A 24,132-nucleotide genomic window follows, 5' to 3' on the forward strand; every position below is an offset into this window, starting at 1 on the left:
AACATCGGAAATACGGGCAAACGCCGTAACAAAAGCCTATTTTAGGCGAACTTGGGAAAGCAGCCCAATAGCGGCGTGAACTAAGAGGCAAAAAATGGATAGTCACACCTACCCAGTCACCCGCACCGATGCCGAATGGCGCGCCCGGCTGACGCCGGAGCAATATGCGGTGATGCGCAATCACGGCACCGAGCGGCCGGGCAGCTGCGCGCTGCTCCACGAGAAGCGCGCCGGCACTTTTTCCTGCGTCGGCTGCGACCAGCCTTTGTTCGAATCCAAGCTGAAGTTCGAGAGCGGCACCGGCTGGCCAAGCTTCAACGATCCGGTGCCCGGTTCGGTCGAGACGACCGTCGACCGCAGCTACGGCATGGTCCGCACCGAATGCCACTGCGCCCGCTGCGGCAGCCATCTCGGCCACGTCTTCGAGGACGGCCCGCCGCCGACCGGCCTGCGCTATTGCATCAACGGGGTCGCGCTGAAATTCGAGCCGGCTGCCTGACTGGAATTCAATATTGTCAAAGGACGGCTTCCGCCGGCCTTTGCCGGCACCACTGTCCCGTCAGATCACCACCACCAGTATCAGCCACAGCACAGCCCCCAGCGTCATCAGCGAAGCCTTGATGCCGCCGGATTTCTCTGCGGTCCGCCACACCGCAAAAGTCAGAAAGAAATTGTACGGCACCGGCGCGAAATGCACCGCCAGAACGAGAGCGAGCGGCAGCTTCAGCCCGAGCAGGATCAGCGCCAGCACCGACACTGCGATGTTGATCGCCGTGCCGACAAGGACAAGATCGCGCCAGAACAGCCGGTCTAGCGGCGCCGTGCCTTGCCAGCGCGAGCGGAAGAAACCCGCCGCACGGCCTGCCTTGCCGTCTTCGCCTTCGAAAGTCTCCGGCGCACTCATCGATGCGACTTTCTCTCATTCGACAGCCGCAGAGATTTCCAAAGCAGCAAGCCTGTCAACGCAAATCGATCATCGGCACGCAAGCGTATGATTTGACAAATTGTCATCAAACGGTCGTGAAACCTTTCTACGTCGCCCTTGTCGGCGTCTCGGCAAAGACACCTTGCCGGAATCTGCCGCTCCCATCATCCAGTCGCCTGCCAAGGGAGGTCTTGAGATGAGCGATAATGTCTACAACGTGCTGTTTCTTTGCAACGCCAATTCGGCGCGATCGATCATGGCGGAAGCCCTCCTCAACCGGATCGGTGGCGGCAGGTTCAAGGCCTTTTCCGCCGGTTCGCAGCCGAAGGGCGAGGTCAATCCCTACGCACTGCAGCTGCTCGAAAGCCTCAGCTACGATACGAGCTTCGCCCGTTCGAAAGGCTGGGACGAGTTTGCCGAGCCCGCAGCCCCGGAAATGAATTTCATCTTCACGCTTTGCGACAGCACCGCGAATGAATCCTGTCCGATCTGGCCGGGTCATCCGATGACCGCGCTCTGGTCGATACCGGACCCAGCCAAGGCAGACGGCACTGAAGCCGAACTGCATCTTGCCTTTGCCGATGCCTATCGCATGCTCAACAACCGCATCTCGCTGTTCACCAATCTGCGGGTGGATGCGCTCGACCATCTGGCGCTGCAACAGCATCTCGATCAGATTGGCCGTGACACGGCGAAGCCGAACTAACTCAAGCCACTGCGACGCGAATTGTCGAACCGGCTTCGCCACCCTCGCCCAACACCTCGGCAACGGCGCGCTCGAAACGCGATGCTTCCGTCACCAGCCAGTCGGCCATGGCCGGCCAATTGTCCTCGGCAAAACAGTTCACGCGCCACAGCGAATTGATGCCGAGGCCCTCGCAGCTCTGTTCCGGCCTGAGCTTCAACTTGTCTTCAATCGCCGGCTGGAACGGCTTCAACCGCGACCAGGCTTCCGTGGCACCGAACTTCTCGTTGCGGCCGAAGAAGACGCCGACATGGTTCTGCGCCGGCGCGACATACATGGAAAGGACCAATGCGAAGTCGGGCAGCCCGCGCTGCCAGAACCAGGGTCCGCGCCGCGCCATCAGAGGCCTTTCTTCCGGATGCCGTTCTGCGAACAGCGTCCAGAAGCCGCGTTGGCGGAACTCAGAGGCGCGGCGGCCGCCAAAGTCGAATTCGCTCATGGTTCGACCCGTTGCGGGCGCAACCGGCGCCCAGGGCTGTTACCAGCCTTACACCATGCCGAGTGCGGCTTTGTAGAGGTCGAGGATGGTTTCCTCCTCTTGCCGCTCAGCCTGGTCCTTCTTGCGCAGCCGGATGATCGACCGCATCGCCTTGGTGTCGAAGCCGGTGCCCTTGGCCTCGGCGAACACTTCCTTGATGTCGTCGGCGATCGTCTTCTTCTCTTCCTCGAGCCGCTCGATGCGCTCGATGAAGGCTCGCAGCTGGCCGGCGGCAACAGTCTGGCTGGTCTCGGTGATGTCGTCGGCCATTTTTTCTCCGCGTCGTTTTCCATGCCGCGACTCACGAACCGTCGCGGCGAATTTGCAGCGGTTCGATGCCCGACCGGAGCCGACCGGTCAAGCTGTTATCGATGCGGCATGAAGGGTTAGGCACGCCCCAAGGTGTGTTGAGATTCAGGTCAGGCCGAGCCGAAAACGGCGGCTGCCGAGAACCGGAGCGGAGCGTACTTAAGTACGTGAGCACCGGAAGCGCAGGCAGCCGGCGTTTGCAGGCCGGCATCACCTGAATATCAACACACCTTATCCGAAGGCGATCAGCAAATCCTTCGCGTCGATCTGGTCGCCGGTCTTGACCAGCACTTCGGCGACAACCCCATCACGCTCGGCATGCAATGCCGTCTCCATCTTCATCGCCTCGATCGACAAAAGCACGTCGCCGGCCTTGACCGACTGGCCGGCGGCAACGGCGAGCGCCGAGACGACGCCCGGCATCGGTGCGCCGACATGCGCCTCATTGCCCGGCTCGGCTTTGCGCCGCGCCTTGGCGGCGGAAGCGCCGTGCGCCCGATCCGGCACTTTGACCCGGCGCGGCTGGCCGTTGAGCTCGAAGAACACGGTGACCATACCCTTCTCGTCGACATCGCCGATGGCCAGGCAGCGCACCACCAGCGTCTTGCCCTTCTCGATGTCGACAAAGATCTCGTCCTCCGGCTTCATGCCGTAGAAATAGGTCGGAGTCGGCAGCACGCTGACCGGCCCATAGGTTTCCTGCGCTGCGGTAAAGTCGGAGAAGACCTTCGGGTACATCAGCCACGAGGCGAATTCGAATTCGCTGAGCTTGCGCTCGAGCTTGTCCTCGATCTCCTTGCGGCTGGCCTTGAGATTGGCTGCTTTCAGCAGCGAACCGGGCCGCACGGTGATCGGTTTGTCGCCTTTCAGCACCTTCTTCTGCAGTGCCTCCGGCCAACCGCCGGGCGACTGGCCGAGATCGCCGCGCAGCATCGACACGACCGAGTCCGGGAAGGCGATATCCCTGGCCGGATTTTCGACATCGGCAACCGTCAGGTCCTGGCTCACCATCATCAGCGCCATGTCGCCGACGACCTTGGACGACGGCGTCACCTTGACGATGTCACCGAACATCAGATTGACGTCGTGATAGGTCTGCGCCACTTCGTGCCAGCGCGTCTCCAGCCCGAGTGAGCGCGCCTGCTCCTTGAGGTTGGTGAACTGACCACCCGGCATTTCGTGCAGGTAGACTTCCGAGGCCGGCCCCTTCAGGTCGCTTTCGAAGGCAGCATACTGGTTGCGCACCGCCTCCCAGTAGAACGAGATGTTCCTGATCCATTGCGGGTCGATGCCCGGATCCCGCTCGGTGCCCTTCAGCGCCTCGACGATCGAGCCCAGGCAAGGCTGCGAGGTGTTGCCGGACAGGGCATCCATCGCCGCGTCGATGGCGTCGACACCGCTGTCCACTGCCGCCAGCACCGTCGCCGCCGACAGGCCTGACGTGTCGTGCGTGTGAAAGTGGATCGGCAGGTCGGTCGCCTCGCGCAGCGCCTTGAACAGTGCGCGGGCGGCATTCGGCTTCAAGAGCCCGGCCATGTCCTTGACCGCGATGATATGGGCGCCGGCCGCCTGCAACTCCCTGGCCAGCGCGACGTAGTATTTGAGGTCGTACTTGGCTCGGGCCGGGTCGAGTATGTCGCCGGTGTAGCAGATCGCTGCTTCGATCAGCTTGCCTTCGGCGCCGACCGCGTCCATGGCGACGCGCATGTTGTCGACCCAGTTCAAACAGTCAAAGACGCGGAACAGGTCGATGCCGCCGCTTGCTGCCTGTTTGACGAAATGCTGGACGATATTGTCCGGATAGTTGGTGTAGCCAACGCCGTTGGCGCCGCGCAAAAGCATCTGCAGCAACAGATTGGGCGCTGCCTCGCGCACCAGCGCCAGCCGCTCCCACGGGTCTTCGGTGAGAAAGCGCATGGCGACGTCGAAGGTCGCCCCGCCCCAGCATTCGAGCGACAAAAGCTGCGGCAATGCGCGTGCATAGGTGCCGGCAATGCCGGCGATGTCATAGGTGCGCACGCGCGTCGCCAGCAGGGATTGGTGTCCGTCGCGCATCGTCGTGTCGGTGACCAGCACCTCTTTTTGTGCGCGCATCCAGGCCGCGAATTTCTCCGGCCCAAGCGCATCGAGCTTCTGCTTGCTGCCATCGGGCACATTGCCGTTGAGATAGGGCACCATGGGTGCCGCCGCATCGGCCTTCGGCTGCGGCCGGCCGCGGGTTTCGGGATGGCCGTTGACGCTGACATCGGCCAGGTAGTTGAGCAGCTTGGTCGCGCGATCCTGCCGCTTCACACTCGCGAACAGTTCCGGTGTCGTATCGATAAACTTGGTCGTATAGGAATTTTCGGCGAAACTTGGGTGATTGATGATCGCCTCGAGGAAGGTGAGGTTGGTCGCCACCCCACGAATACGGAACTCGCGCAGCGCCCGGTTCATGCGGGCGATGGTTTCGGCCGGCGTCGGCGCCCAGGCCGTCACCTTCTCCAGCAGCGGATCGTAAAAGCGGGTGATGACCGCGCCGGAATAGGCGGTGCCGCCATCGAGGCGGATGCCGAAACCGGTGGCGCCGCGATAGGCGGTGATGCGGCCATAGTCGGGAATGAAATTATGTTCGGGATCTTCCGTGGTGATGCGGCACTGCAGCGCGTGGCCGTTGAGCCTGATATCCTCCTGCGCCGGCACGCCCGATTCCGGCGTGCCGATGGCAAAGCCATCGAGGATATGAATCTGCGCCTTGACGATGTCGATGCCGGTCACCTGCTCGGTGACGGTGTGCTCGACCTGGATGCGCGGATTGACTTCGATGAAGTAGAATTTTCCGGTGTCGGCATCCTGCAGGAACTCGACCGTGCCGGCGCCGATATAGCTCGTCTCGCGCGCGATCTTGAGCGCGTAGCCGCAAAGCTCTTCGCGCTGCGACATTTCGAGATACGGCGCCGGCGCGCGCTCGACCACCTTCTGGTTGCGGCGCTGGATCGAGCAATCGCGCTCGAACAGGTGCACGGCGTTGCCGTGTGTGTCGCCCAGCACCTGCACCTCGACATGGCGGGCGCGCTCGATCAGCTTTTCGAGATAGACCTCGTCCTTGCCGAAGGCGGCTTTCGCTTCGCGCTTGCCCTCCGTCACCTCGCGGGCGAGATCGGCCTCCGAGCGGATGGCGCGCATGCCGCGGCCACCGCCGCCCCACGACGCCTTCAGCATCACCGGATAGCCGATCGTCCTGGCGAGGGCCTTCACCTTCTCGATGTCGTCCGGCAGGGGATCGGTGGCGGGGATTACCGGCACGCCGACCTCGATCGCCAGGTTGCGTGCGGCGACCTTGTTGCCGAGCCTGCGCATCGTATCCGGCTTCGGTCCAATGAAAATAATGCGGGCCTTGGCGCAGGCTTCGGCGAATTCAGGGCTTTCCGACAACAGCCCATAGCCCGGATGGATGGCATCGGCGCCCGAAAGCCTGGCGACGCGGATCACTTCCTCGATCGACAGATAGCTTTCGATCGGCCCCATATCCCTGTTCAGATGCGGCCCGCGCCCGACCTGATAGCTTTCGTCGGCCTTGAAGCGGTGCAGCGAGTATTTGTCCTCCTCGGCCCAGATCGCAACGGTTTTGAGGCCGAGTTCGTTGGCCGCGCGGAAGACGCGGATGGCAATTTCGGAGCGGTTGGCGACAAGGATCTTCGTGATGGCCAAGGACAAGGCTCCGGACGCTGGTGGGAAGGGAACTGGGAGCCATGATTAACGCGAAAATGCTGCAGCGCAAACGAAATCAGGTTGGGGCAATTAAACCGATTTAGTTTAATCTATCGCTATCACATTGCGTGTCGGTCCGGACAGCGCATTGCAGTCCCGATCCAGGCTTTCGGAAACTCCCATGAAAAATGCCCGGCGCGAGGCGCCGGGCATTTTATGCAGCAACGGTCCGGTTATTTGCCGGGTGCGTTCTCGACATAGGTGTACTTGCCGTCGTCACCCTTCTTCCAGGTGTACATGACGTAGTCCGGGCGGGTGATGTCGCCTTTCGCATCATAGCCGATCTCGCCGATCGTGGTCTTCCAGGGGCCGGCCGACTTGATGGTCTCGGCAACCTTCTGAGCGTCATCAGCTGAACCGGCCTTGGCGATGGCGGCCGCGATGATTTCCATCGCCGCGTAGGAGTAGAGGGTATAGGCCTCAGGCTCGAAGCCGGCCGCGCGGAACTTCTCGACGAGTTCCTTGGCGTTCGGATTCTTGCGCGGATCCGGAGCGAACGTCATCAGTGTGCCGTCGACGGCGTCGCCGGCGATGGAGGCCAATTCGTTTGACACGATGCCGTCGCCGGACATGAAGGTTGCCTTGAGGCCCTGGTCGGCGAGTTGGCGTATGATCAGGCCGGCTTCGGTGTGCAGGCCGCCATAGTAGACGACGGAGACGCCCGCGTCCTTCATCTTGGCGATGAGGGCCGAGAAATCCTTGTCGCCGACATTGATGCCTTCATACATGGCCTCGGTCACGCTATTGGCTGCAAGCGCCTTCTTGGTTTCGTCGGCGAGGCCTTGGCCATAAGGCGTCTTGTCATGGATGACAGCGATCTTGGCATCCTTGAAGTTCGCGGCGAGATAGTCGCCAGCAACCTTGCCCTGCTGATCGTCGCGTCCGCAGGTGCGGAAGGTGTTCCACATGCCGCGTTCGGTGAACTTCGGATTGGTCGCAGCCGGCGTGATCTCGAGGATACCGTTCTCGGCATAGACTTCCGATGCCGGGATCGAAACGCCCGAGTTGAAGTGACCGACCACATACTTGACGCCGTCGGCGACGAACTTGTTGGCGACCGAGATGCCCTGCTTCGGATCGGAGACGTCGTCGCCGACCGTGAGCTTGACCTGCTCGCCGTTGATGCCGCCGGCCGCATTGATGTCGGCGACAGCCTGTTCGGCGCCCTTTTGCAGCTGCGCGCCGAAGGCGGCGTTGGGACCGGTGATCGGACCGGCAACGCCGACCAGGATGTCAGCCCACGCGCTTCCGCTGAACGCGACAAGCGCGGTCAGGGCGACGGCGGACAAAAGTGATTTTCTCATGTAAAACGCTCCCATTTACAGAGTGGGCGTGGATGATGCTTTCATGCGATGCCCACCTTTACTCGCAGAAAACGTACTTTGCCGATTTTCAGGCACTTGTCACGCCGATTCATCCCCGGAACGGCGTTAATGGTGAACGTCAACCCTTTGGTTTCCAGCTCAAAAGCGATGCTCTTTCGTAGAGCCAGTTATACTGTGTCACCATCTGGTTGGTGCGCGTATATTGATAGCCGATGAACCCCAAAATCATCAGGACGATGGTGTCGACGATGTAGTAGTGCAGCGAGAACATCGTGCCGCCGAACAGTGCGTGATGGATGAACCTTACGGCGATGCCGAGGCCGAGCAAATAGGCGAACAATTGGACGACGCTGCGCCATGTCTGGGCGCAGGCCTTGCCCGTCATCCATGCCGCCCAGCCGCCAAGCAGGCAGGTGACGAAGAAGAACTGCCAGACCGAGGGTTCCTCGTAGAGAATGCCCTGCATGATGAAGACTCCTGAACTCAGTGATGGCCGCCTTCGAGATAGGCGGCGCGCACGTCCGGATCGGCGAGGAGCTCCTTGCCGGTGCCGCTCATCGTCACATTGCCGTTGACCATGACATAGCCGCGCGTGGCGAGCTTCAGCGCGCCGAAGGCGTTCTGCTCGACCAGGAACACGGTCAGCCCCTGCGTGCGGTTCAACTCGCGGATCGCGTCGAAGATCTGCTTGACGATCAGCGGCGCCAGGCCTAGCGACGGCTCGTCGAGCAAGAGCAGTTTCGGCCGCGCCATCAGCGCACGTCCGATCGAAAGCATCTGCTGCTCGCCGCCCGACAGCGTGCCACCGCGCTGGGCAATGCGTTCCTTCAGGCGTGGAAACAGCGTGAACACCTTCTCGACGTCCTCGTCGTAGTGCTTGAGGTTGTCGAGGCTGGCGCCCATCTGCAGGTTTTCCATCACTGTCATGCGCGGAAAGATGCGACGGCCCTCCGGCGACTGGGCGATGCGCATGCGCGCGATCTCATGGGTCGGCAACTGGGTGATGTCGGTGCCGGCGAAGGTGATGGTGCCGGCCCGAGCCCGTGGTGCACCAAAAATGGTCATCATCAGCGTCGACTTGCCGGCGCCGTTGGCGCCGATCAGCGCCACGATCTCGCCCTGCTTGACGGTGACATCGACGCCGTTCAGCGCCCTGATGTTGCCGTAGTAGGTCTGGACGCCCTTGATGTCGAGCAGCGTTGTGCCGGCCATCATTCATTCCCTCCGCCCCGGTTGGAGTCGCCCGGTGTCTTGGGCTTTGCCGGAGCCTTGGCGGCCGGCTTTGCCGCGGAGGATTTCGCTGCGGAAGGTTTCGCCGCCGGTTCGGCTTCGGCCGGCGATGCGGGCCTTGCCGCCGCGCCCGACCTTGCATCGACCTGACCGGCTTTCGATGCGCCCTTCGACACCGTGACCCGTTCGCCCTCGCTGTGTCCGACCGTGTCGCTCACCGGTCCGGCGAAATACGAGGATGACGAATCCGGACCGTGCGTCGAATCCGGGCCGGTGTCGAGTTGCTCGATGACGTCTTCGTCGCCGACCTCGATCAGCACCGTCTCGACGTCCTCGTCTTCGACCCCGAGATAGGCGGCGATGACACGCGGATCGGTGCGCACCGCATGCGGGCTGCCGTCCGAGATCTTGCGCCCGTATTCGAGCACCACGACATGGTCGGAAATCTGCATGACCACCGCCATGTCGTGCTCGATCAGCAGGATGGAGGTGCCGGTGTTGTCCTTGATGTCCATCAGCAGCGCGTTGAGCGCCATTGATTCCTTCGGATTGAGCCCGGCCGCCGGCTCGTCGAGGCAGAGCAGCTCCGGACCCGTGCACATGGCCCGCGCGATCTCCAGGCGCCGCTGCGCGCCGTAGGGCAAGTCGCCGGCCGGATCGTCGGCTCGATTGACGAGGTCGGCCTTTTCCAGCCAGTGCCTGGCGAGGTCGATCGACTCGGCCGACGCGGTCCGGTAGCCGCTGAAGCCAAACAGGCCGAGGATAGTGTAGCCGGACGCCTTCATCAGCTTGTTGTGCTGCGCCACCAGCAGGTTCTCCAGCAGCGTCATGCCGGAGAACAGACGAATGTTCTGGAAGGTCCGCGCCACCTTGGCGCGCGCCGGAATCTCATGGTTCGGCAGCCGTTCGAGCAGATAGCTCGAGCCGTCGCGCCGGTTGAGCGTGATCATGCCTTCCGACGGTTTGTAGAAGCCGGTGATGCAGTTGAACACGGTGGTCTTGCCGGCGCCGTTCGGCCCGATCAGCGCGGTGATCTCACCGCGCCTGGCCTGGAAGGACAGGTCGCCGATGGCGACCAGACCGCCGAACTTCATCGACAGATGATCGACCTGCAGGATGGCATCGTTCACGCCCGGGTTGGCTTTCTGAATCGAGCTCGCATCGCTCATCAGCCGTGACCCTCCTTGGTGAAGGAGCCGGACACCGCCCTGCTCTCCTTGAGGAAGGCGGTCGGTTCACGACTGCCGACGAAGCCGCGCGGCTTCCACAGCATGACGATGACCATGGCCATGCCGAACAGCAGCATGCGGTAGAGTTCCGGCGTGAAGTCGGGACCGAAGACCTGCTTCAGGAAATCGAGCTCGCGCAGCACCTCGGTGCCGCCGATCATCACCATGGCGGCGACGGCGATGCCGACCAGCGAACCCATGCCGCCGAGCACGACGATGGCGAGGATAATGGCCGATTCCAGGAAGATGAAGGATTCGGGGCTGACGAAACCTTGCCGAGCGGCGAAGAACGAGCCGGCGAAGCCGCCGAACATGGCGCCGGTGGCAAAGGCGGTGAGCTTGGTGGTGGTGGTGTTGATGCCGAGCGAGCGGCAGGCGATCTCGTCCTCGCGCAACGCTTCCCAGGCGCGACCGACGGGCATGCGCCTAAGCCTTATGGTGACGAAGGCGGTGAGCAGGCAGAGCCCGAGGATCAGGTAGTAGAGGAATATCTTGTAGTAGGCGCTCGACGTGGCGATGTCGAAAACCTTGGCGATATAGTTGGGATCCGAGACGTTGAACGTCATCAGGCCGAAAAACGTGACCTTGGGGATGCCGGAGATACCGGCCGAGCCGTTGGTAACCTCACGCCAATTGATCAGCACGAGACGGATGATCTCGCCGAAGGCCAGCGTCACGATCGCCAGATAGTCGCCACGCAGGCGAAGCACCGGAAAACCGAGCAGCACGCCCCAGAAGGCAGCCATGGCGCCGGCGGCAGGCAGCAGGATCCAGAACGACAGGCCATACTGCGTGCCGAGCAGCGCATAGGCATAGGCGCCGACGGCGTAAAAGGCGACATAACCAAGGTCGAGCAGGCCGGCGAGGCCAACGACGATGTTCAACCCCCAGGCCAGCATCACGTAGATCAGGATCTGGATGCCGAAATTGTCGACCCATTTCAGAGAACCCTGGAAGCCGGCGGCCATCGAGCCTCCGTACACAGCAAGCACCAGCACGACAATGACCGGGTAGAGCGCCAGTGCGGTTATGCCCAGCGCCGAAAAATGGGCATGGATGAAGGTTCGGAAATAAAACATCACCGAGGCCAGGGCGTAGATGATCGCCAGCGCCCTCAGGAACCGTGCATAACCGGCCAGGCCGGGTCCCAGCAATCCGTCAAGGGAGCCGGCAAGGAAAGCCAGCACGGCCACTATGACGATGGCAGCAATGAAATACGGCAAGCGGAAGAACCGCGTCGCCATGCTCTCCGGCAGCAGGCCGGTGGCGACATCGACGATCTTCTGATTTGCCAGGAAGGGCTGTCCGTAAGCGACGTAGAGAAAACGGCCGGCCATGGTCAGCACGACCACGATGGCGAGCAGGCCCCAGCGCTGCACCAGGATCAGTTCGTTCGAGATGTTCTGGTCGGTTCTCAGGCCGATGAACAGCACGAACAGGCCGAGCGCGATGGCGCCGGCATAGAGCGCTTCGCGGGTGGCGCGCTGCATGGGGGTGGCGACGATGTCGCGCTCCGGAGATGCGGTGACCGCCATTGTCTCAGACCTTTTCGACTTCTGGCCGGCCGAGAATGCCGGAAGGCAGGAAGATCAGCACGATCGCCAGGATCGAGAAGGCGGCGACGTCCTTGTAGTCGATCGAGAAATAAGCCGACCACATGCTTTCGATGAAGCCGATCATCAGCCCACCGAGCACGGCGCCGGGCAGCGAGCCGATGCCGCCGAGCACCGCGGCAGTAAATGCCTTCACACCGGGCGTAAAGCCATCGGAAAACACCACGACACCGTAATACATCAGGAACAACGTGCCGGCGACGGCGGCAAGGGCGGCGCCCATGATGAAGGTGATCGAGATGGTGCGATCGACATCGATGCCGAGCAGTGCGGCCATCTTGCGGTCCTGCTCGCAGGCCCTTTGGGCTCGACCCAGCGAAGTCTTGTTGACTAGGTACCAGAACAGCGCCAGCAGGACTATGGTGACCAGGACGATGATGATCTGCTTCAGCGACACGCTGATGCCTTCGATGTTGTAGACCTTGGACACCATCGGCGGGACCGGCTTGTTGCGCGGCCCTTGCGTCACCTGGACGAAGTTCGACAACGCGATCGACATGCCGATCGCGGTGATCAGCGGCGCCAGCCGGAACGAACCGCGCAAAGGCCGGTAGGCCACCTTCTCGATCGTCCAATTGTACAGGCTGGTCAACAGCATCGCGACGATCATCATGACCAGCAGCGCGATCACCACCGGCACCGAATAGAACAACGCGCCGAGGATGAGGAAAACGATGAGGGCGGTGAAGGCGCCGATCATGAAGATGTCGCCATGGGCGAAATTGATCATGCCGATGATGCCGTAGACCATCGTGTAGCCGATCGCTATCAGCCCATAGATCGATCCCAGCGTCAGCCCGTTGATAAGCTGCTGGACAAAATACTGCATGCTGTCGTGGCTCCCCTGGAATGTCGCCCATGCAGACGCATTCCTTTTCGTATTTCCCCTAGTCGTAAAGTTTCGAGCCCGGATTGCAACGTCATTCTTTAATCGGCATGCGTGATTTTGAAGCACGCAATCGGATTGCCCGTTCTTTCCCTTCCCGGCCTCTGGACTATCGCGGACCCTATCATTGGCATAACGCAATGTCTTTGGCGATTCGTCGTCAAAATGCACGCCGTTTCGAAGGAATCGCCGTCAAAACAAGTTGATGAGCGGGATCGTTGCGCCGTCGCAGCGTCAATCTTTTGCGTTCCGTTCGTTTCCCTGGGTCAGGATTCTTTCTACTTGACGACGAATCCATGCGCGAACGGATCGCGATCGTCGATGAAGATCGTGTTCAACCCGGTCATGCGCGACCAGCCGCCGATCGAGGGAACGATCGCCGGCTTGCCCGCCACCGTGACTTCCTTCTCGACCCTGCCCTTGAACAGCGAGCCGATGATCGATTCGTGGACGAATTCGTCGCCGGTCCCAAGCTTGCCCTTGGCGTGAAGCTGCGCCATCCGCGCCGAGGTGCCGGTGCCGCAAGGCGAGCGGTCGATCGCCTTGTCGCCGTAGAAGACAGCGTTGCGCGCATCCGCCTGGCTGTCGGTCGGCGCACCTGTCCACAGTATGTGGGACAGCCGGTCGATGCCGGGATTCTCGGGATGCACGAAGGAATACTTCTCGTTGAGCCGCTGCCGCACCACCGGGCTCCAGGCGATGAGGTCGCCGGCGGAATGGTTGGCCATGTCGCGATAGGTCTTCTGCGGCTCGACGATGGCGTAGAAATTGCCGCCATAGGCGACATCGACGCTGATCTCGCCGAGCTGCGGGCATTCGACCGTCAGTCCCTCGGCGTAGAGGAAGGACGGCACGTTGGTAATGCGCACTTCCTCGACATATTCGCCGACCTGCTTGTACTCGGCGGTGACCAGGCCGGCCGGCGTGTCCAGCCTGAGCGAGCCCGGCGTCCTCGGCTTGACCAGCCCGTGCTCGATGGCCATCGTCACCGTGCCAATGGTGCCGTGACCGCACATTGGCAGGCAGCCCGAGGTTTCGATGAACAGGATGGCGACGTCGCAATCGGGCCGCGTCGGCGGATAGAGGATCGAGCCGGACATCAAATCATGGCCGCGCGGCTCGAACATCAGCCCGGTGCGGATCCAGTCGTATTCGGCCAGGAAATGCGCGCGCCGCTCCATCATCGTCGCGCCGTTGAGCAGCGGTCCGCCGCCAGCGACCAGCCGCACCGGATTGCCGCAAGTGTGGCCGTCGATGCAAAAGAAGGAGTGGCGCGCCATTGCTAGATCCCGTCAGAAGCGGTTCGGAGAAAACGGAGACAGATCAAACACCGGATTTTGGCCAAGAATGAGATCGCGGACCAGGCGTCCGGTGGCAGCCGCCTGGGTCAGGCCGAGATGGCCGTGGCCGAAGGCATAGACTATCGTGTCGGCCTGCCTGGCGCCACCGATCACCGGCAGCGAATCCGGCAGCGACGGCCGCAATCCCATCCATTCGCGGCCGCCGGCCGGGTCAAGCCCCGGCAAGAATTTTTGTGCCTTGTCGAGCAGCGCTTTCGAGCGGGCGTAGTTGGGCGGCCGCTCGATGCCGCCGAGCTCGACCGCGCCGCCGACGCGAACGCCGGTTTCAAGCGGGGTGACGACGAAGCCGTGGCCGGAGAAGATCAGTTGCCGCTTCACGTCGAAGGCTGTCTTCGGCAGCGTCGTGTTGTAGCCGCGCTCGGTCTCGAGCGGGATGCGGTCGCCAAAATGTTTTGCCAGGAGATGCGACCAAGCGCCGGCGGCGATGACGAGGCATTTTGCCTGCCGCACCGTGCCGTCGGCCAGCGTCAATGTCGCGCCGACCTGTCCCGCCCCGACGTGGTCGATCCGAGCCTTTTCGAAACGCGCGCCGTTCCTCTCGGCATAGGCCCAGATCGCCTTGCCCATTAATTTCGGATCCGTAACGGTCTTCCATCCCGGCACGAAAGTGCCCTTGACGAAACGCGGCGACAGGCCCGGCTGCAGGGCGACGAGCGCATCGCCCTCGACATGGCTGAAGCCGATGCCGAACCGTTGCCTCGCCGCCCAGCCGGGCAGCGACGCCTTGAACTCGGCCTCGCTCTCGTAAAGTTCGAGCGAGCCGTCCTCGCGCAGCATGTTTTCGGTGCCCGAGCGCGCCATCAGCCCGGCCCATTCGGCCTCGGCGAGCCGCATCATCCCGGCCTGCGCCGCGAGGCTGGCCTGGTAGCGGTCGCTTCGTCCGGCGCGCCAGAAGCGGATAAGCCAGGGCAGCAGCTTCGGCAGATAGGCGGGCGGGATGCTGAGCGGGCCGAGCGGATCGGCAAGCCATTTCGGCAGATGCCTGATCATGCCCTTGTGGGCCAGCGGCAGCACATCGGAAAAGGCCAGGGCGGCGGCATTGCCGGAACTCGTTTCCTCACAGATCCCCGTCCGATCGAAGATCGTGACGTTTCGCCCCGCCTCGGCCAGATAGGCGGCGACACAGATGCCGATGATGCCGCCGCCGATAATGGCGATGTCCTCACCTTCTCCCCGTTCACGGGGAGAAGGTGCCCGAAGGGCGGATGAGGGGCGGCGCCCCGCTTTTGCCGACGTGGAAATTCCTTGCACGTGGGTGCTGCCCCTCATCTGGCTGCCGCCATCTTCTCCCCGTAAAACGGGGAGAAGAGAGCTGCCTCAAAACCTCGGCAGCTCCGGCCGCGCCGCCAGCGCATCCCGGACGATCTTTTCGACCGTCTTGCGGCGCTCGCCCGACAGCGGCTGACGCGGCATGCGCACGCGGTCGTTGGTGTTGATCGCCAGGACTTCGGCGAGCTTGATGTTCTGCACCAGATAGGTCGACACGTCGAGGTCGAGCAGTGGCCGGAACCAGCGGTAGATTGTCAGCGCCTCCTCGCGGCGGCCCTGCTTCATCAATTGGTAGATCGCGACCGTCTCGCGCGGGAACGCGGTGACCAGCCCCGCCACCCAGCCGATGGCGCCGACCGACAGCGCCTCGAACGCCAGATTGTCGACGCCGGTGAACAAATCGTAGCGGTCACCGAAGCGGTTGATGATTTCGGTCGAGCGGCGGATGTCGTCGGAGGATTCCTTGATGGCGACGAAGCGCTTGTCCTTCGCCAGTTCCTCCATCTGATCGACGGTGACGTCGACGCGGTAGGCAAGCCGGTTGGAATAGATCATCACCGGCAGGTCGCCGGCCTCGGCGACGGCGCGCAGCGCGGCGACCGTCTCCGCCGCATTGGTGTGGTAGATCGGGCTCGGCACCACCATCAGCCCGTTGGCGCCCTCTCTGGCGGCGCGGCGCGCGATCGCCGCCGCCTCCCGGGTGCCAGGTTCGTTGACCGTCAGCAGAACCGGCTTGCCGCCGGCGATCTTCTGCGCGGTATTCAGCACGTCGATCTTCTCGTCATGCGAGAGCATCGGCCCCTCGCCGAGCGAGCCGCAGACGATGATGCCGTCGCAGCCAGCCTGCATCTGCAGCGCAAAGCAGCGCTCCATCTCGGCATGGTCGAGGCGGTCGTCCTCGGTGAATTTGGTCGTGACGGCGGGGAAAACTCCGGTCCACATAGCGGTCGCTCCATCTGATATATCAGTCGTATATTTATTAAGAAACGGACTGTCAACACGGATTTTGCTATGATATATCAAAAATATATCAGGAGATCGCCTTTGATATTCAATGAAACAAGCCCGGCATTCGAGCCGGTGGCGGCGAAAGCCTACCGCGTGCTCGAGCACATGATCGTGACGCTCGAACTGGCGCCGTCAAGCTTCATCACCGAAGGCGCGCTGATCGACAGGCTGGGGCTCGGCCGCACACCGGTGCGCGAGGCGATCCAGCGGCTGGCGTGGGAGGGACTGCTGGATGTCCGGCCGCGTGCCGGCATCGCCATTGCCCCGCTGCATCCCGGCGACTGGTTGCGCGTTCTCGATGCACGGCGTGGCGTCGAGGTGGTTCTTGCCCGCTCGGCCGCCCGCTTCGTCACCCGCGAGGCGGCCGACCTGTTTCACGACTCGGCGCTGGCCATGCAGAAGGCGGTGATATCGGGCAATGTGCTGGCCTTCATCCAGGCCGACAAGGCGCTCGACGAGGCGCTGGCGCTGGCGGCCGACAATCCCTTCGCCGCGCGGCTGGCGGCCCCGTTGCAGACCCACAGCCGCCGCTTCTGGTTCCGCTACAAGGCCGATACCGGGCTTGCCGAATCGGCCGAGCACCATGTCGCGCTGATCCGCTCGATCCTCGGCGGCGACGAGGACGCCGCCGCCAAGGATGCCAAGCGCCTGATGGCGCTGCTGCGCGGCCATGCCGAGGCGGCTGCGACGCGCTAGGAGATCGGCAGCAACCTTCGGCCGGCTCTTTAAGTTCCGCCCACAGGCCGCTGAGCATCGCTCAATTCGTCATGCGTCCTGGTCGGTCGGAATCACCACGTTTTCCCAATGTTCGCCGGCCGCGACGATGCAGCTTCTGCCGGCGACGTCGGTGACGATGATCGTCCAGCTTCCGCTGTCGGCGACATAGACTTCCATAATCGCCATCTGACCGATCAGCCCGAAAGCAAACTGTCTTTCCTGGAACTGCTCGCTCAGGTGGGCGACGAGATCGCGATGTTCAACGCAGTATTGATATTGGGCGCTTGCGGCGTTCGTCCCCACCGCCAATGCACCAGCAAGAATCAGGTTTTTCAACCCAACCAACAGCGATTTGCGCGTCATAGGGCATCTCCTTTGCCATCACGTCCGGCAAAGGCAGAGCCCTCATTTTGCCGGAACGATCCAGGCCGGTTCCGACGTCATCACCATCGCGTCGTTCCTTTCCGTGTTCCGGTCTGTCATCAGCGGGGACGATTCCAGATGTTCCCACTATGTTCCATATATGGTGGAGGCGACAAAAAAGCGCAAGCAGGCGCCCGCTGGGGCGCCTGTGGATCCGTTTCATGATCATCGCCGAGAACCGCGGCCTGCGCGCGGCTAGCTGCCACCCGCTAGGCGGCTCAGGTACCTGGCAGCGCTGCTGTCGTCACCGCGCTCTCCCAGCCTTCACCCACCGAAACCACGCAGCTTTGACCGCGTGTGTCGCTGGCGAGGATGGCCCAGGTGCCTTGATCGGAAACGAAGACTTCAACAATCACATTCGGATTGACGACGCCGAGCGCGGTTGGATTTTCCCGGAACTTCTCGCCGAGCGCCTTGATCATGTCGGCTCGTGGCGCGCATTGTTCGGCCGCTGTTGCCGGGGCGGCGGAAAGCGCCGCAACTGCCAGGAATATCGTCGCTATTAGACGTGTCATCCGACACCTCCTTGCGCCGGCCGCCCCCGAAGCTGTTGCCAGCGCCGTTGGTTGGTCTGCCGCGCCTGCTTCGCTGCAGGATTGCAGATTAAGGTTTCTGCTGCCCGCCTGGTTCCATCACATCAGCGTTCACGCACATACGGGCCGCCACGGTCAACAAAAAGGCCCGGTTTCTGGCCAGGCCTTTGTTGTTCAATCTTAGAGCTGGACCCCGGATCCGGCCGGCTAGTTCATCGTCGGGATGACGAATTCGGCGCCGTCCTTCACGCCTGCCCGCGCGCCCGCAGCAAAGGCGAGGACGCGCAGACAAAAACCGGCCGGCTAGTTCATCGTCGGGATGACGAATTCGGCGCCGTCCTTGACGCCGGACGGCCAGCGCGAGGTCACCGTCTTGGTCTTGGTATAGAAACGGAATGCGTCCGGTCCGTGTTGGTTGAGGTCGCCGAAGGAAGACGCTTTCCAGCCGCCGAACGTGTAGTAGGCGATCGGCACCGGGATTGGCACGTTGATACCGACCATGCCGACCTGGACCCTCGAGGCGAAGTCGCGGGCGGCATCGCCGTCGCGGGTGAAGATGGCGACGCCGTTGCCCATTTCGTGATCGTTGGCGAGCTTGATCGCGTTCTCGTAAGTCGGCGCGCGCACCACCGAGAGCACCGGCCCAAAAATCTCTTCCTTGTAGATGCGCATATCGGCGGTCACGCTGTCGAACAGGCAGCCGCCCATATAGTAGCCGTTCTCATAGCCCTGCATGGAAAAGCCGCGGCCGTCGACGACCAGTTTGGCGCCTTCGCTGACGCCGATGTCGACATAGCCCTTGACCCGCTCCAGCGCCTGCGCCGTCACCAGCGGGCCGAAATCGGCGGACGAATCCGTCGACGGGCCGACCTTCAGACTTTCGACGCGCGGCACCAGCTTTTCCATCAACCGGTTGGCGGTGTCGTTGCCGACCGGGACAGCCACCGAGATCGCCATGCAGCGCTCGCCGGCCGAGCCATAGCCGGCGCCGATCAGCGCGTCGACGGTCTGGTCCATGTCGGCGTCGGGCATGATGATCATGTGGTTCTTGGCGCCGCCGAAGCACTGCACGCGCTTGCCGGCCGCGCAGCCGCGCGAATAGATGTACTGGGCAATCGGTGTCGAGCCGACGAAGCCGATGGCCTTGATGTCGGGATCGTCGAGGATGGCGTCGACCGCCTCCTTGTCGCCGTTGACGACGTTGAGAATGCCCGCTGGCAGGCCGGCCTCGATGAACAGCTCGGCGATGCGCATCGGCACGCCCGGGTCGCGCTCAGAAGGCTTCAGGATGAAGGCGTTGCCGCAAGCGATAGCCGGCGCGATCTTCCACAATGGGATCATCGCCGGAAAATTGAACGGCGTAATGCCGGCAACGACGCCGAGCGGTTGGCGCATCGAATAGACGTCGATGCCGGGGCCGGCGCCGTCGGTGAACTCGCCCTTCATCATGTGCGGCGCGCCGATGCAAACCTCGACCACTTCCAGGCCGCGCTGGATGTCGCCCTTGGCGTCAGCGATGGTCTTGCCGTGTTCGCGCGCCAGAATGTCGGCCAGGGCATCATACTCCCGGGCGACCAGTTCGAGGAACTTCATCAGGACGCGCACGCGCCGCTGCGGATTGGTCGCCGCCCAACCGGGCTGCGCCGCCTTGGCGTTTTCCACCGCCGCGCGCAGTTCCGCCTGCGAAGCCAGCGCCACGGTGCCGCGCACCGTGCCGTCCATCGGCTGCATGACGTCCTGCTTGCGGCCGCTGGTCCCAGCGACACGCTTGCCGCCGATGAAATGACCGTTGTCGATCATGGTCTCTCTCCCTGTATTTGTGATGCGTCATTGTCCGCCTTTGCGCGGCCGATGGCAACGCGAGCGAAAACGCAACCGTTGTGCGGGAAATAGAGTGCAGTGCGCGACTGTGCATCAATTGCCGCAAATGATAAGTTGCAGGTCCCAGCAGCAAGGATTGAGAAGTTGAGTTCCTTCGCGCCCCCCTCTGTCCTGCCGGACATCTCCCCCACGAGGGGGGAGATTGGCTGTCATCCCCGCTTTCGCCAACCCGCAACGTTGCAAGAAAGTCGCCGCCGGAGCGGCCGGCCGGCCTCCCCCCTCGTGGGGGAGATGTCCGGCAGGACAGAGGGGGGCGCCCTAGAGCACTCCCGTAATCATCATCCGGACCCTCCTCATGAACTGGGATGACGTCCGCATCTTTCTGGCGGTGGCGCGTGCCGGCCAGATCCTCGGCGCGGCCAAGCGGCTGGAGCTCAACCACGCCACCGTCTCGCGTCGCGTCGCCGCGCTCGAGGATGCGCTGCGCACAAAACTCTTTCGCCGGCTGACCACCGGCAGCGAGCTGACGCCGGCGGGCGAGCGCTTCCTCGACATCGCCGAGCGCATGGAAGGCGACATGATCGCCGCGCGCGCGACCGTGGCGGGCGAAGGCGACGACGTCTCCGGCACCGTGCGCGTCGGCGCGCCTGATGGTTTCGGCGTCGCCTTCCTGGCCAAACGCCTCGGCGCGCTGACGGCGCTTCACCGCGAACTCACCATCCAGCTGGTGCCGGTGCCGCGTTCCTTCTCGTTGTCCAGGCGCGAGGCCGACATCGCCATCACCGTGGAGCGACCGACCGAAGGCAGGCTGGTGGCGGGAAAGCTGGTCGACTACACGCTCGGCCTGTTCGCGTCCCGCGCCTATGCCGACGCGCATGGCCTGCCCCAGACGCCGGCCGAGCTTGGCCGGCACACGCTGATCGGTTATGTCCCGGACCTCATCGTCAGCCCCTCGCTCGACTATGCGGCCGAGTTCAGCGCCGACTGGCGCACGAGCTTCGCCATCTCCTCGGCGCTCGGCCAGGCCGAAGCGGTGCGCTCCGGCGCCGGCATCGGCATCCTGCACACCTTTGTCGCCCGTTCGATGCCGGAACTGGTGGCCGTCGACATCGTCGCGCCCATCCGCCGCGCCTACTGGCTGGTTTATCACGAATCGGTCAGGCCGCTGCGCCGCGTCCAGATCGTCGCGAGCTTCATCACCAGGGCGGTGGAACGGGAGCGAAGCCTGTTCGCCTGACGATATTCATCTGACGCGACGAAGTGTGCTGCAGCTTGATCCCAAATTGCGCGGCAAGTTTCTCACCCCGCTCAAATGGCGTGAAGGATCCTTCCGATCCTACCGCTGATATCGCTCCGGTCCGAGGTCGCGGACATCGATGTCCGGCACCCGGCTGGAAATGATGTCGGCGAGGACCTTGGCCGAGCCGCAGGCCATGGTCCAGCCGAGCGTACCGTGGCCGGTGTTGAGATAGAGGTTGGAAAACTCGGTGCGGCCGATCAGCGGCGGCCCGTCCGGCGTCATCGGCCGCAACCCGCACCAGAAGGTCGCCGACCGCATGTCGCCGCTGCCTGGAAAAAGGTCGCCGAGTGAATGTTCTAGCGTGCGCCGCCGCGTTTCATGCAGCGTCAGGTCAAAGCCGGAAATCTCCGCGGTGCCACCGACTCGGATGCGATCGCCGAGCCTGGTGATCGCCACCTTGTAAGTCTCGTCCATCACCGTCGAGACCGGTGCTGCGGCAGCATCCTTGACCGGCACGGTGATCGAATAACCCTTGACCGGATAGACCGGGATGGGTCGTTTCAGGTAGCGCATGAACTTTGCCGAATAGCTGCCCATCGCCATCACATAGGCGTCGGCGGCCTTCCATCCCTTGCTCGTATTGATGTTGGCGATCTGATTGCGCTTGCGCACGATGCGCCTGATCGACGTGTCGTATTCGAAGGTGACGCCGCGCGCCACGCAGAACTCGGCCAGACGGTCAGTGAACATCTTGCAGTCACCGGTCTCGTCGCCCGGCAGCCGCAGGCCGCCGACGAACTTTTCACGGATCCCTGCCAAGCCCGGCTCGGCCGCGATGCAGCCGTCGGGATCGAGGATCTCGTAGGGAACGCCATATGTCTTCAGCACCTCGACATCGCCTGACGTGCCGTCGAGCTGCTGCTGCGTGCGAAAAAGCTGCAGCGTACCCTTGGTGCGCTCGTCATAGGCGATGCCGGTCGCCTGGCGCAGCGCTTTCAGCGTGTCGCGGCTGTATTCGGCCAAAGGCACCATGCGCGCCTTGTTGACTGCATAGCGCTCAGCCGTGCAGTTGCGCAGCATCCTGACCAGCCATACCCACATATGCGGATCGAGAGTCGGCCGCACCACCAGCGGACCATGCTTCATCAGCAGCCATTTGATCGCCTTCAGCGGGACGCCGGGACCGGCCCAGGGCGAGGCGTAGCCTGGCGAGATCTCGCCGGCATTGGCAAAGCTGGTTTCCAGCGCCGGGCCCTTCTGCCGGTCGATCACCGTCACTTCATGACCGGCCTCGGCCAGGTAATAAGCAGTGGTGACCCCGACGACGCCGCCGCCCAGCACGAAGATCTTCATCGCATAGCTCTCCAGAACGATGTCTTGTCAGCGGGCGGCATCGTGGCTTTCTGTCTGCCGGATTTTACGGCGTCCGCCAAGTGCCCAAGCATGTCGCCCAAAAGTACGCAGGAGGCTTTGGGACGACGACACATGCCTAAAAAAGCCCGCGCGCTATCCATTCACATAGCGCCAGTGAAAGCGGTGTCCGAGGCTGGTCAGGATTTCATAGCCGATGGTGCCGGCATGGCCGGCCGCCTGGTCCACCGTCTGCGACGGGCCGATCAGTTCGACGAGGTCGCCCGCCTTCAGCCTGCCGGGCGGCAGGGCCGAAATGTCGAGGACGATCGAATCCATCGACACACGGCCCAGGAACGGCAAGCGCACATTTTCGAACCAGGCCGCCGAGGCCGCGCGTCGATGCCAGCCATCGGCATAGCCAAGCGAGATCGTTGCGGCGATCAGCGAATCGGTGACGTGATAAATATGACCATAGCCGACGCCGGCTCCCCTATCGAGGCTGCGCGTCTGGATGATTTTTGCTTGAAGCCGCACCACCGGCAGCATCGGATTTTCCTGCGCTGGCGTCGGATTGATGCCGTAGAGCGCCGCACCGGGCCGGGCGAGGTCGTAGTGAAAGGGCTGCCCAAGAAAGATGCCGGAGGAATTGGCTAACGAGGCCAGCGCCTTTGGCAGCATCCTGCGCAGCCGCTCGAATTCCAGCCGCTGCTGCTCGTTGGCCTGATGCTCGGGCTCGTCGGCGCGAGCGAGATGGCTCATCACGAAGGTGACGTCGATACCGTCGAAAGCCTGCGGGTCGGCAGCGACGGCCTCCACCTCGGCTGCCGCCATGCCGAGCCGCGACATGCCGCTGTCGACCTGGATTGCAGCCTCGAGCTTGCGGCCGGCGCGCTGCGCCGCCGCGCGCCAGGCGGCGAGCTGGCCGGCGCTGTTGATGACCACGCCCAGCTCTGCTTCGACGGCTTCGCTTTCGGCGCCCGGCTGAATGCCGTTCAGCACATAGATCGCCGCCCGTGCGCCGAGCGCCTGGCGCAGCAAGGCGCCCTCGGCCAGATGCGCGACGAAAAAAATAGCACAGCCTTCGGCCGCCAGCGCCGCGGCCACTTGCGGCCCGCCGAGCCCGTAGCCGTCGGCCTTGACGACACCGGCGCAGCCGACACCGCCCAACCGCGCCTTGAGCCGCCGGTAATTTTCGCGGATGGCGCTGAGATCGACGGTCAATATGGCGCCGGCCGCCGCTTCGCTGATCGGCACGGCTTTGACGGCGACCGTTTCAGAAAGAGATTTTTTGGAAGTGCCGTTCATGCCAATCCCGTCTGCAGCGGATTGGCCATCAATAAGGCCACCGCGCCGATGCGGCAACCGTGGTCGGCGCGAGCGCGGCTTGCGCCAAGCTACGCAACCAGATGCCGGAATGCCGCAACTACATCCTCATAGACCTGACGCTTGAACGGAACGATCAGGTCGGGCAATTCCTCCATTGGCCGCCAAGCCCATCTGTCGAACTCGGCGGTGTGGCCGCCCGGCGGCGGATTGATCTCAATCTCGCTCACGTCGCCGTGAAAGCGGAAGGCGAACCATTTTTGCGTCTGGCCGCGATACTTTCCCTTGAAGGCGACGCCGACCAGATGGGCCGGCAGGTCGTAAAATATCCAGTTCGGCGCCTCATCCAGCAACGAGACGCTGCGCATCCCGGTTTCTTCGTAGAGTTCCCGCTGTGCCGCCTGCAGCGGCTCTTCGCCCTTGTCGATGCCGCCCTGCGGCATCTGCCAGAGCTGCGTCGTGCCGTCGAATTCGCTGTCCGGCTCGGCAATGCGATGCCCGATCCAGACCAACCCCTCTTCGTTGAGGACCATCGCTCCGACGCAGCGACGATACGGCAGCGTCTCGGGGTCGACCGGATTTTTCTTCGCCATG

Annotated in this window: 22 protein-coding genes and 2 pseudogenes; 4 read left to right on the forward strand and 20 right to left on the reverse strand. The window is 63.0% G+C overall.

What is annotated here, in order from left to right; all coding sequences use genetic code 11:
* The first annotated feature begins 94 nt into the window (after positions 1 to 94).
* On the forward strand, positions 95 to 499 hold the full coding sequence (msrB, locus tag BQ8794_RS21630; protein WP_027152870.1) for a peptide-methionine (R)-S-oxide reductase MsrB: 405 nt from the start codon (positions 95 to 97) through the stop codon (positions 497 to 499).
* Between the two features lie 60 nt (positions 500 to 559).
* Here the strand turns inward: msrB and BQ8794_RS21635 are convergent, their stop codons facing one another.
* A complete protein-coding gene (locus BQ8794_RS21635) occupies positions 560 to 904 on the reverse strand; it encodes a hypothetical protein (protein ID WP_077380707.1) in 345 nt (114 codons plus the stop codon).
* A 217-nt stretch (positions 905 to 1,121) separates the two neighbouring features.
* Between BQ8794_RS21635 and BQ8794_RS21640 the strand changes: the two genes are divergently transcribed.
* A complete protein-coding gene (locus BQ8794_RS21640) occupies positions 1,122 to 1,631 on the forward strand; it encodes an arsenate reductase ArsC (RefSeq protein ID WP_077380708.1) in 510 nt (169 codons plus the stop codon).
* 1 nt (position 1,632) lies between these two features.
* Here the strand turns inward: BQ8794_RS21640 and BQ8794_RS21645 are convergent, their stop codons facing one another.
* The 13 genes and pseudogenes from BQ8794_RS21645 to BQ8794_RS21700 form a co-directional block, all read right to left on the reverse strand.
* The gene (locus BQ8794_RS21645) at positions 1,633 to 2,109 is read right to left on the reverse strand and encodes a hypothetical protein (protein WP_077380709.1); all 477 of its coding nucleotides are present in this window, start codon (positions 2,107 to 2,109) and stop codon (positions 1,633 to 1,635) included.
* A 48-nt stretch (positions 2,110 to 2,157) separates the two neighbouring features.
* Positions 2,158 to 2,418 (reverse strand): DUF2312 domain-containing protein, encoded by a 261-nt coding sequence (locus BQ8794_RS21650; protein ID WP_023800031.1) that lies wholly within the window; start codon positions 2,416 to 2,418, stop codon positions 2,158 to 2,160.
* Positions 2,419 to 2,688: 270 nt separating this feature from the next.
* Positions 2,689 to 6,147, reverse strand: a complete 3,459-nt coding sequence (gene pyc / locus BQ8794_RS21655) for a pyruvate carboxylase (protein ID WP_077380710.1) — start codon at positions 6,145 to 6,147, stop codon at positions 2,689 to 2,691.
* Positions 6,148 to 6,380: 233 nt separating this feature from the next.
* The gene (locus BQ8794_RS21660; RefSeq protein ID WP_077380711.1) at positions 6,381 to 7,511 is read right to left on the reverse strand and encodes a branched-chain amino acid ABC transporter substrate-binding protein; all 1,131 of its coding nucleotides are present in this window, start codon (positions 7,509 to 7,511) and stop codon (positions 6,381 to 6,383) included.
* Between the two features lie 139 nt (positions 7,512 to 7,650).
* The gene (locus BQ8794_RS21665; protein WP_077380712.1) at positions 7,651 to 7,998 is read right to left on the reverse strand and encodes a DUF6867 family protein; all 348 of its coding nucleotides are present in this window, start codon (positions 7,996 to 7,998) and stop codon (positions 7,651 to 7,653) included.
* Between the two features lie 17 nt (positions 7,999 to 8,015).
* Complete coding sequence (locus tag BQ8794_RS21670; protein WP_029348958.1) at positions 8,016 to 8,744, reverse strand: ABC transporter ATP-binding protein; 729 nt, start codon at positions 8,742 to 8,744, stop codon at positions 8,016 to 8,018.
* Positions 8,744 to 9,931, reverse strand: a complete 1,188-nt coding sequence (locus BQ8794_RS21675) for an ABC transporter ATP-binding protein (RefSeq protein WP_077380713.1) — start codon at positions 9,929 to 9,931, stop codon at positions 8,744 to 8,746. The genes BQ8794_RS21670 and BQ8794_RS21675 overlap by 1 nt, the downstream gene beginning before the upstream one ends.
* Positions 9,931 to 11,037 (reverse strand): annotated as a pseudogene (gene livM, locus BQ8794_RS21680) (high-affinity branched-chain amino acid ABC transporter permease LivM); the annotation flags it as partial. The gene BQ8794_RS21675 and the pseudogene livM, both read right to left, overlap by 1 nt.
* A 189-nt stretch (positions 11,038 to 11,226) precedes the next feature.
* Positions 11,227 to 11,481 (reverse strand): annotated as a pseudogene (locus BQ8794_RS37440) (DUF3382 domain-containing protein); the annotation flags it as partial.
* Between the two features lie 49 nt (positions 11,482 to 11,530).
* Positions 11,531 to 12,433 (reverse strand): branched-chain amino acid ABC transporter permease, encoded by a 903-nt coding sequence (locus tag BQ8794_RS21685; protein ID WP_077380715.1) that lies wholly within the window; start codon positions 12,431 to 12,433, stop codon positions 11,531 to 11,533.
* Positions 12,434 to 12,768: 335 nt separating this feature from the next.
* Positions 12,769 to 13,770, reverse strand: coding sequence for a 4-hydroxyproline epimerase (locus BQ8794_RS21690; RefSeq protein WP_077380716.1), 1,002 nt, complete (start codon positions 13,768 to 13,770; stop codon positions 12,769 to 12,771).
* A gap of 12 nt (positions 13,771 to 13,782) precedes the next feature.
* On the reverse strand, positions 13,783 to 15,120 hold the full coding sequence (locus tag BQ8794_RS21695; RefSeq protein ID WP_077380717.1) for an NAD(P)/FAD-dependent oxidoreductase: 1,338 nt from the start codon (positions 15,118 to 15,120) through the stop codon (positions 13,783 to 13,785).
* Positions 15,121 to 15,168: 48 nt separating this feature from the next.
* Positions 15,169 to 16,062, reverse strand: coding sequence for a dihydrodipicolinate synthase family protein (locus tag BQ8794_RS21700; protein WP_077380718.1), 894 nt, complete (start codon positions 16,060 to 16,062; stop codon positions 15,169 to 15,171).
* A gap of 69 nt (positions 16,063 to 16,131) precedes the next feature.
* On the opposite strand from BQ8794_RS21700, the gene BQ8794_RS21705 reads away from it, so the two are divergent.
* Entirely contained in the window at positions 16,132 to 16,824 is a 693-nt protein-coding gene (locus BQ8794_RS21705) for a GntR family transcriptional regulator (protein WP_077380719.1), read from the forward strand.
* A 69-nt stretch (positions 16,825 to 16,893) separates the two neighbouring features.
* Here BQ8794_RS21705 and BQ8794_RS21710 read toward each other — a convergent pair whose 3' ends face one another.
* From BQ8794_RS21710 to BQ8794_RS21720, 3 genes are all read right to left on the reverse strand, one after another.
* On the reverse strand, positions 16,894 to 17,208 hold the full coding sequence (locus BQ8794_RS21710) for a hypothetical protein (protein WP_077380720.1): 315 nt from the start codon (positions 17,206 to 17,208) through the stop codon (positions 16,894 to 16,896).
* 278 nt (positions 17,209 to 17,486) lie between these two features.
* Positions 17,487 to 17,783 (reverse strand): hypothetical protein, encoded by a 297-nt coding sequence (locus tag BQ8794_RS21715; protein WP_077380721.1) that lies wholly within the window; start codon positions 17,781 to 17,783, stop codon positions 17,487 to 17,489.
* A gap of 321 nt (positions 17,784 to 18,104) precedes the next feature.
* Positions 18,105 to 19,601, reverse strand: a complete 1,497-nt coding sequence (locus BQ8794_RS21720) for a CoA-acylating methylmalonate-semialdehyde dehydrogenase (RefSeq protein WP_077380722.1) — start codon at positions 19,599 to 19,601, stop codon at positions 18,105 to 18,107.
* 376 nt (positions 19,602 to 19,977) lie between these two features.
* On the opposite strand from BQ8794_RS21720, the gene BQ8794_RS21730 reads away from it, so the two are divergent.
* Positions 19,978 to 20,859: a LysR family transcriptional regulator gene (locus tag BQ8794_RS21730; RefSeq protein WP_077380723.1), complete on the forward strand. Its 882-nt coding sequence runs from the start codon at positions 19,978 to 19,980 to the stop codon at positions 20,857 to 20,859.
* Positions 20,860 to 20,958: 99 nt separating this feature from the next.
* On the opposite strand, the gene BQ8794_RS21735 is transcribed toward BQ8794_RS21730, so the two are convergent.
* The 3 genes from BQ8794_RS21735 to BQ8794_RS21745 all read right to left on the reverse strand — a co-directional run bounded on the left by BQ8794_RS21735 (position 20,959) and on the right by BQ8794_RS21745 (position 24,131).
* Entirely contained in the window at positions 20,959 to 22,215 is a 1,257-nt protein-coding gene (locus BQ8794_RS21735; RefSeq protein WP_077380724.1) for a D-amino acid dehydrogenase, read from the reverse strand.
* 153 nt (positions 22,216 to 22,368) lie between these two features.
* Positions 22,369 to 23,520 (reverse strand): alanine racemase, encoded by a 1,152-nt coding sequence (alr, locus tag BQ8794_RS21740; protein ID WP_077380725.1) that lies wholly within the window; start codon positions 23,518 to 23,520, stop codon positions 22,369 to 22,371.
* A gap of 89 nt (positions 23,521 to 23,609) precedes the next feature.
* Positions 23,610 to 24,131: an RNA pyrophosphohydrolase gene (locus tag BQ8794_RS21745; RefSeq protein ID WP_077380726.1), complete on the reverse strand. Its 522-nt coding sequence runs from the start codon at positions 24,129 to 24,131 to the stop codon at positions 23,610 to 23,612.
* Position 24,132: the final 1 nt, after the last annotated feature.

The sequence above is a fragment of the Mesorhizobium prunaredense genome (assembly GCF_900156895.1).
In the GTDB taxonomy this organism is placed as follows: domain Bacteria; phylum Pseudomonadota; class Alphaproteobacteria; order Rhizobiales; family Rhizobiaceae; genus Mesorhizobium; species Mesorhizobium prunaredense.

Excerpts from the sequence above, each read along its gene's own strand:
- BQ8794_RS21745 (WP_077380726.1), bottom strand. The coding sequence starts at position 24,131 with ATGGCGAAGAAAAATCCGGTCGACCCCGAGACGCTGCCGTATCGTCGC.
- BQ8794_RS21695 (WP_077380717.1), bottom strand. The coding sequence starts at position 15,120 with ATGAGGGGCAGCACCCACGTGCAAGGAATTTCCACGTCGGCAAAAGCG.
- BQ8794_RS21670 (WP_029348958.1), bottom strand. The coding sequence starts at position 8,744 with ATGGCCGGCACAACGCTGCTCGACATCAAGGGCGTCCAGACCTACTAC.
- msrB (WP_027152870.1), top strand. The coding sequence starts at position 95 with ATGGATAGTCACACCTACCCAGTCACCCGCACCGATGCCGAATGGCGC.
- BQ8794_RS21650 (WP_023800031.1), bottom strand. The coding sequence starts at position 2,418 with ATGGCCGACGACATCACCGAGACCAGCCAGACTGTTGCCGCCGGCCAG.
- BQ8794_RS21640 (WP_077380708.1), top strand. The coding sequence starts at position 1,122 with ATGAGCGATAATGTCTACAACGTGCTGTTTCTTTGCAACGCCAATTCG.
- BQ8794_RS21645 (WP_077380709.1), bottom strand. The coding sequence starts at position 2,109 with ATGAGCGAATTCGACTTTGGCGGCCGCCGCGCCTCTGAGTTCCGCCAA.
- BQ8794_RS21735 (WP_077380724.1), bottom strand. The coding sequence starts at position 22,215 with ATGAAGATCTTCGTGCTGGGCGGCGGCGTCGTCGGGGTCACCACTGCT.
- BQ8794_RS21710 (WP_077380720.1), bottom strand. The coding sequence starts at position 17,208 with ATGACGCGCAAATCGCTGTTGGTTGGGTTGAAAAACCTGATTCTTGCT.
- BQ8794_RS21685 (WP_077380715.1), bottom strand. The coding sequence starts at position 12,433 with ATGCAGTATTTTGTCCAGCAGCTTATCAACGGGCTGACGCTGGGATCG.
- BQ8794_RS21705 (WP_077380719.1), top strand. The coding sequence starts at position 16,132 with ATGATATATCAAAAATATATCAGGAGATCGCCTTTGATATTCAATGAA.
- BQ8794_RS21675 (WP_077380713.1), bottom strand. The coding sequence starts at position 9,931 with ATGAGCGATGCGAGCTCGATTCAGAAAGCCAACCCGGGCGTGAACGAT.
- BQ8794_RS21730 (WP_077380723.1), top strand. The coding sequence starts at position 19,978 with ATGAACTGGGATGACGTCCGCATCTTTCTGGCGGTGGCGCGTGCCGGC.
- BQ8794_RS21660 (WP_077380711.1), bottom strand. The coding sequence starts at position 7,511 with ATGAGAAAATCACTTTTGTCCGCCGTCGCCCTGACCGCGCTTGTCGCG.
- BQ8794_RS21715 (WP_077380721.1), bottom strand. The coding sequence starts at position 17,783 with ATGACACGTCTAATAGCGACGATATTCCTGGCAGTTGCGGCGCTTTCC.
- BQ8794_RS21690 (WP_077380716.1), bottom strand. The coding sequence starts at position 13,770 with ATGGCGCGCCACTCCTTCTTTTGCATCGACGGCCACACTTGCGGCAAT.
- BQ8794_RS21720 (WP_077380722.1), bottom strand. The coding sequence starts at position 19,601 with ATGATCGACAACGGTCATTTCATCGGCGGCAAGCGTGTCGCTGGGACC.
- alr (WP_077380725.1), bottom strand. The coding sequence starts at position 23,520 with ATGAACGGCACTTCCAAAAAATCTCTTTCTGAAACGGTCGCCGTCAAA.
- BQ8794_RS21665 (WP_077380712.1), bottom strand. The coding sequence starts at position 7,998 with ATGCAGGGCATTCTCTACGAGGAACCCTCGGTCTGGCAGTTCTTCTTC.
- BQ8794_RS21700 (WP_077380718.1), bottom strand. The coding sequence starts at position 16,062 with ATGTGGACCGGAGTTTTCCCCGCCGTCACGACCAAATTCACCGAGGAC.
- BQ8794_RS21635 (WP_077380707.1), bottom strand. The coding sequence starts at position 904 with ATGAGTGCGCCGGAGACTTTCGAAGGCGAAGACGGCAAGGCAGGCCGT.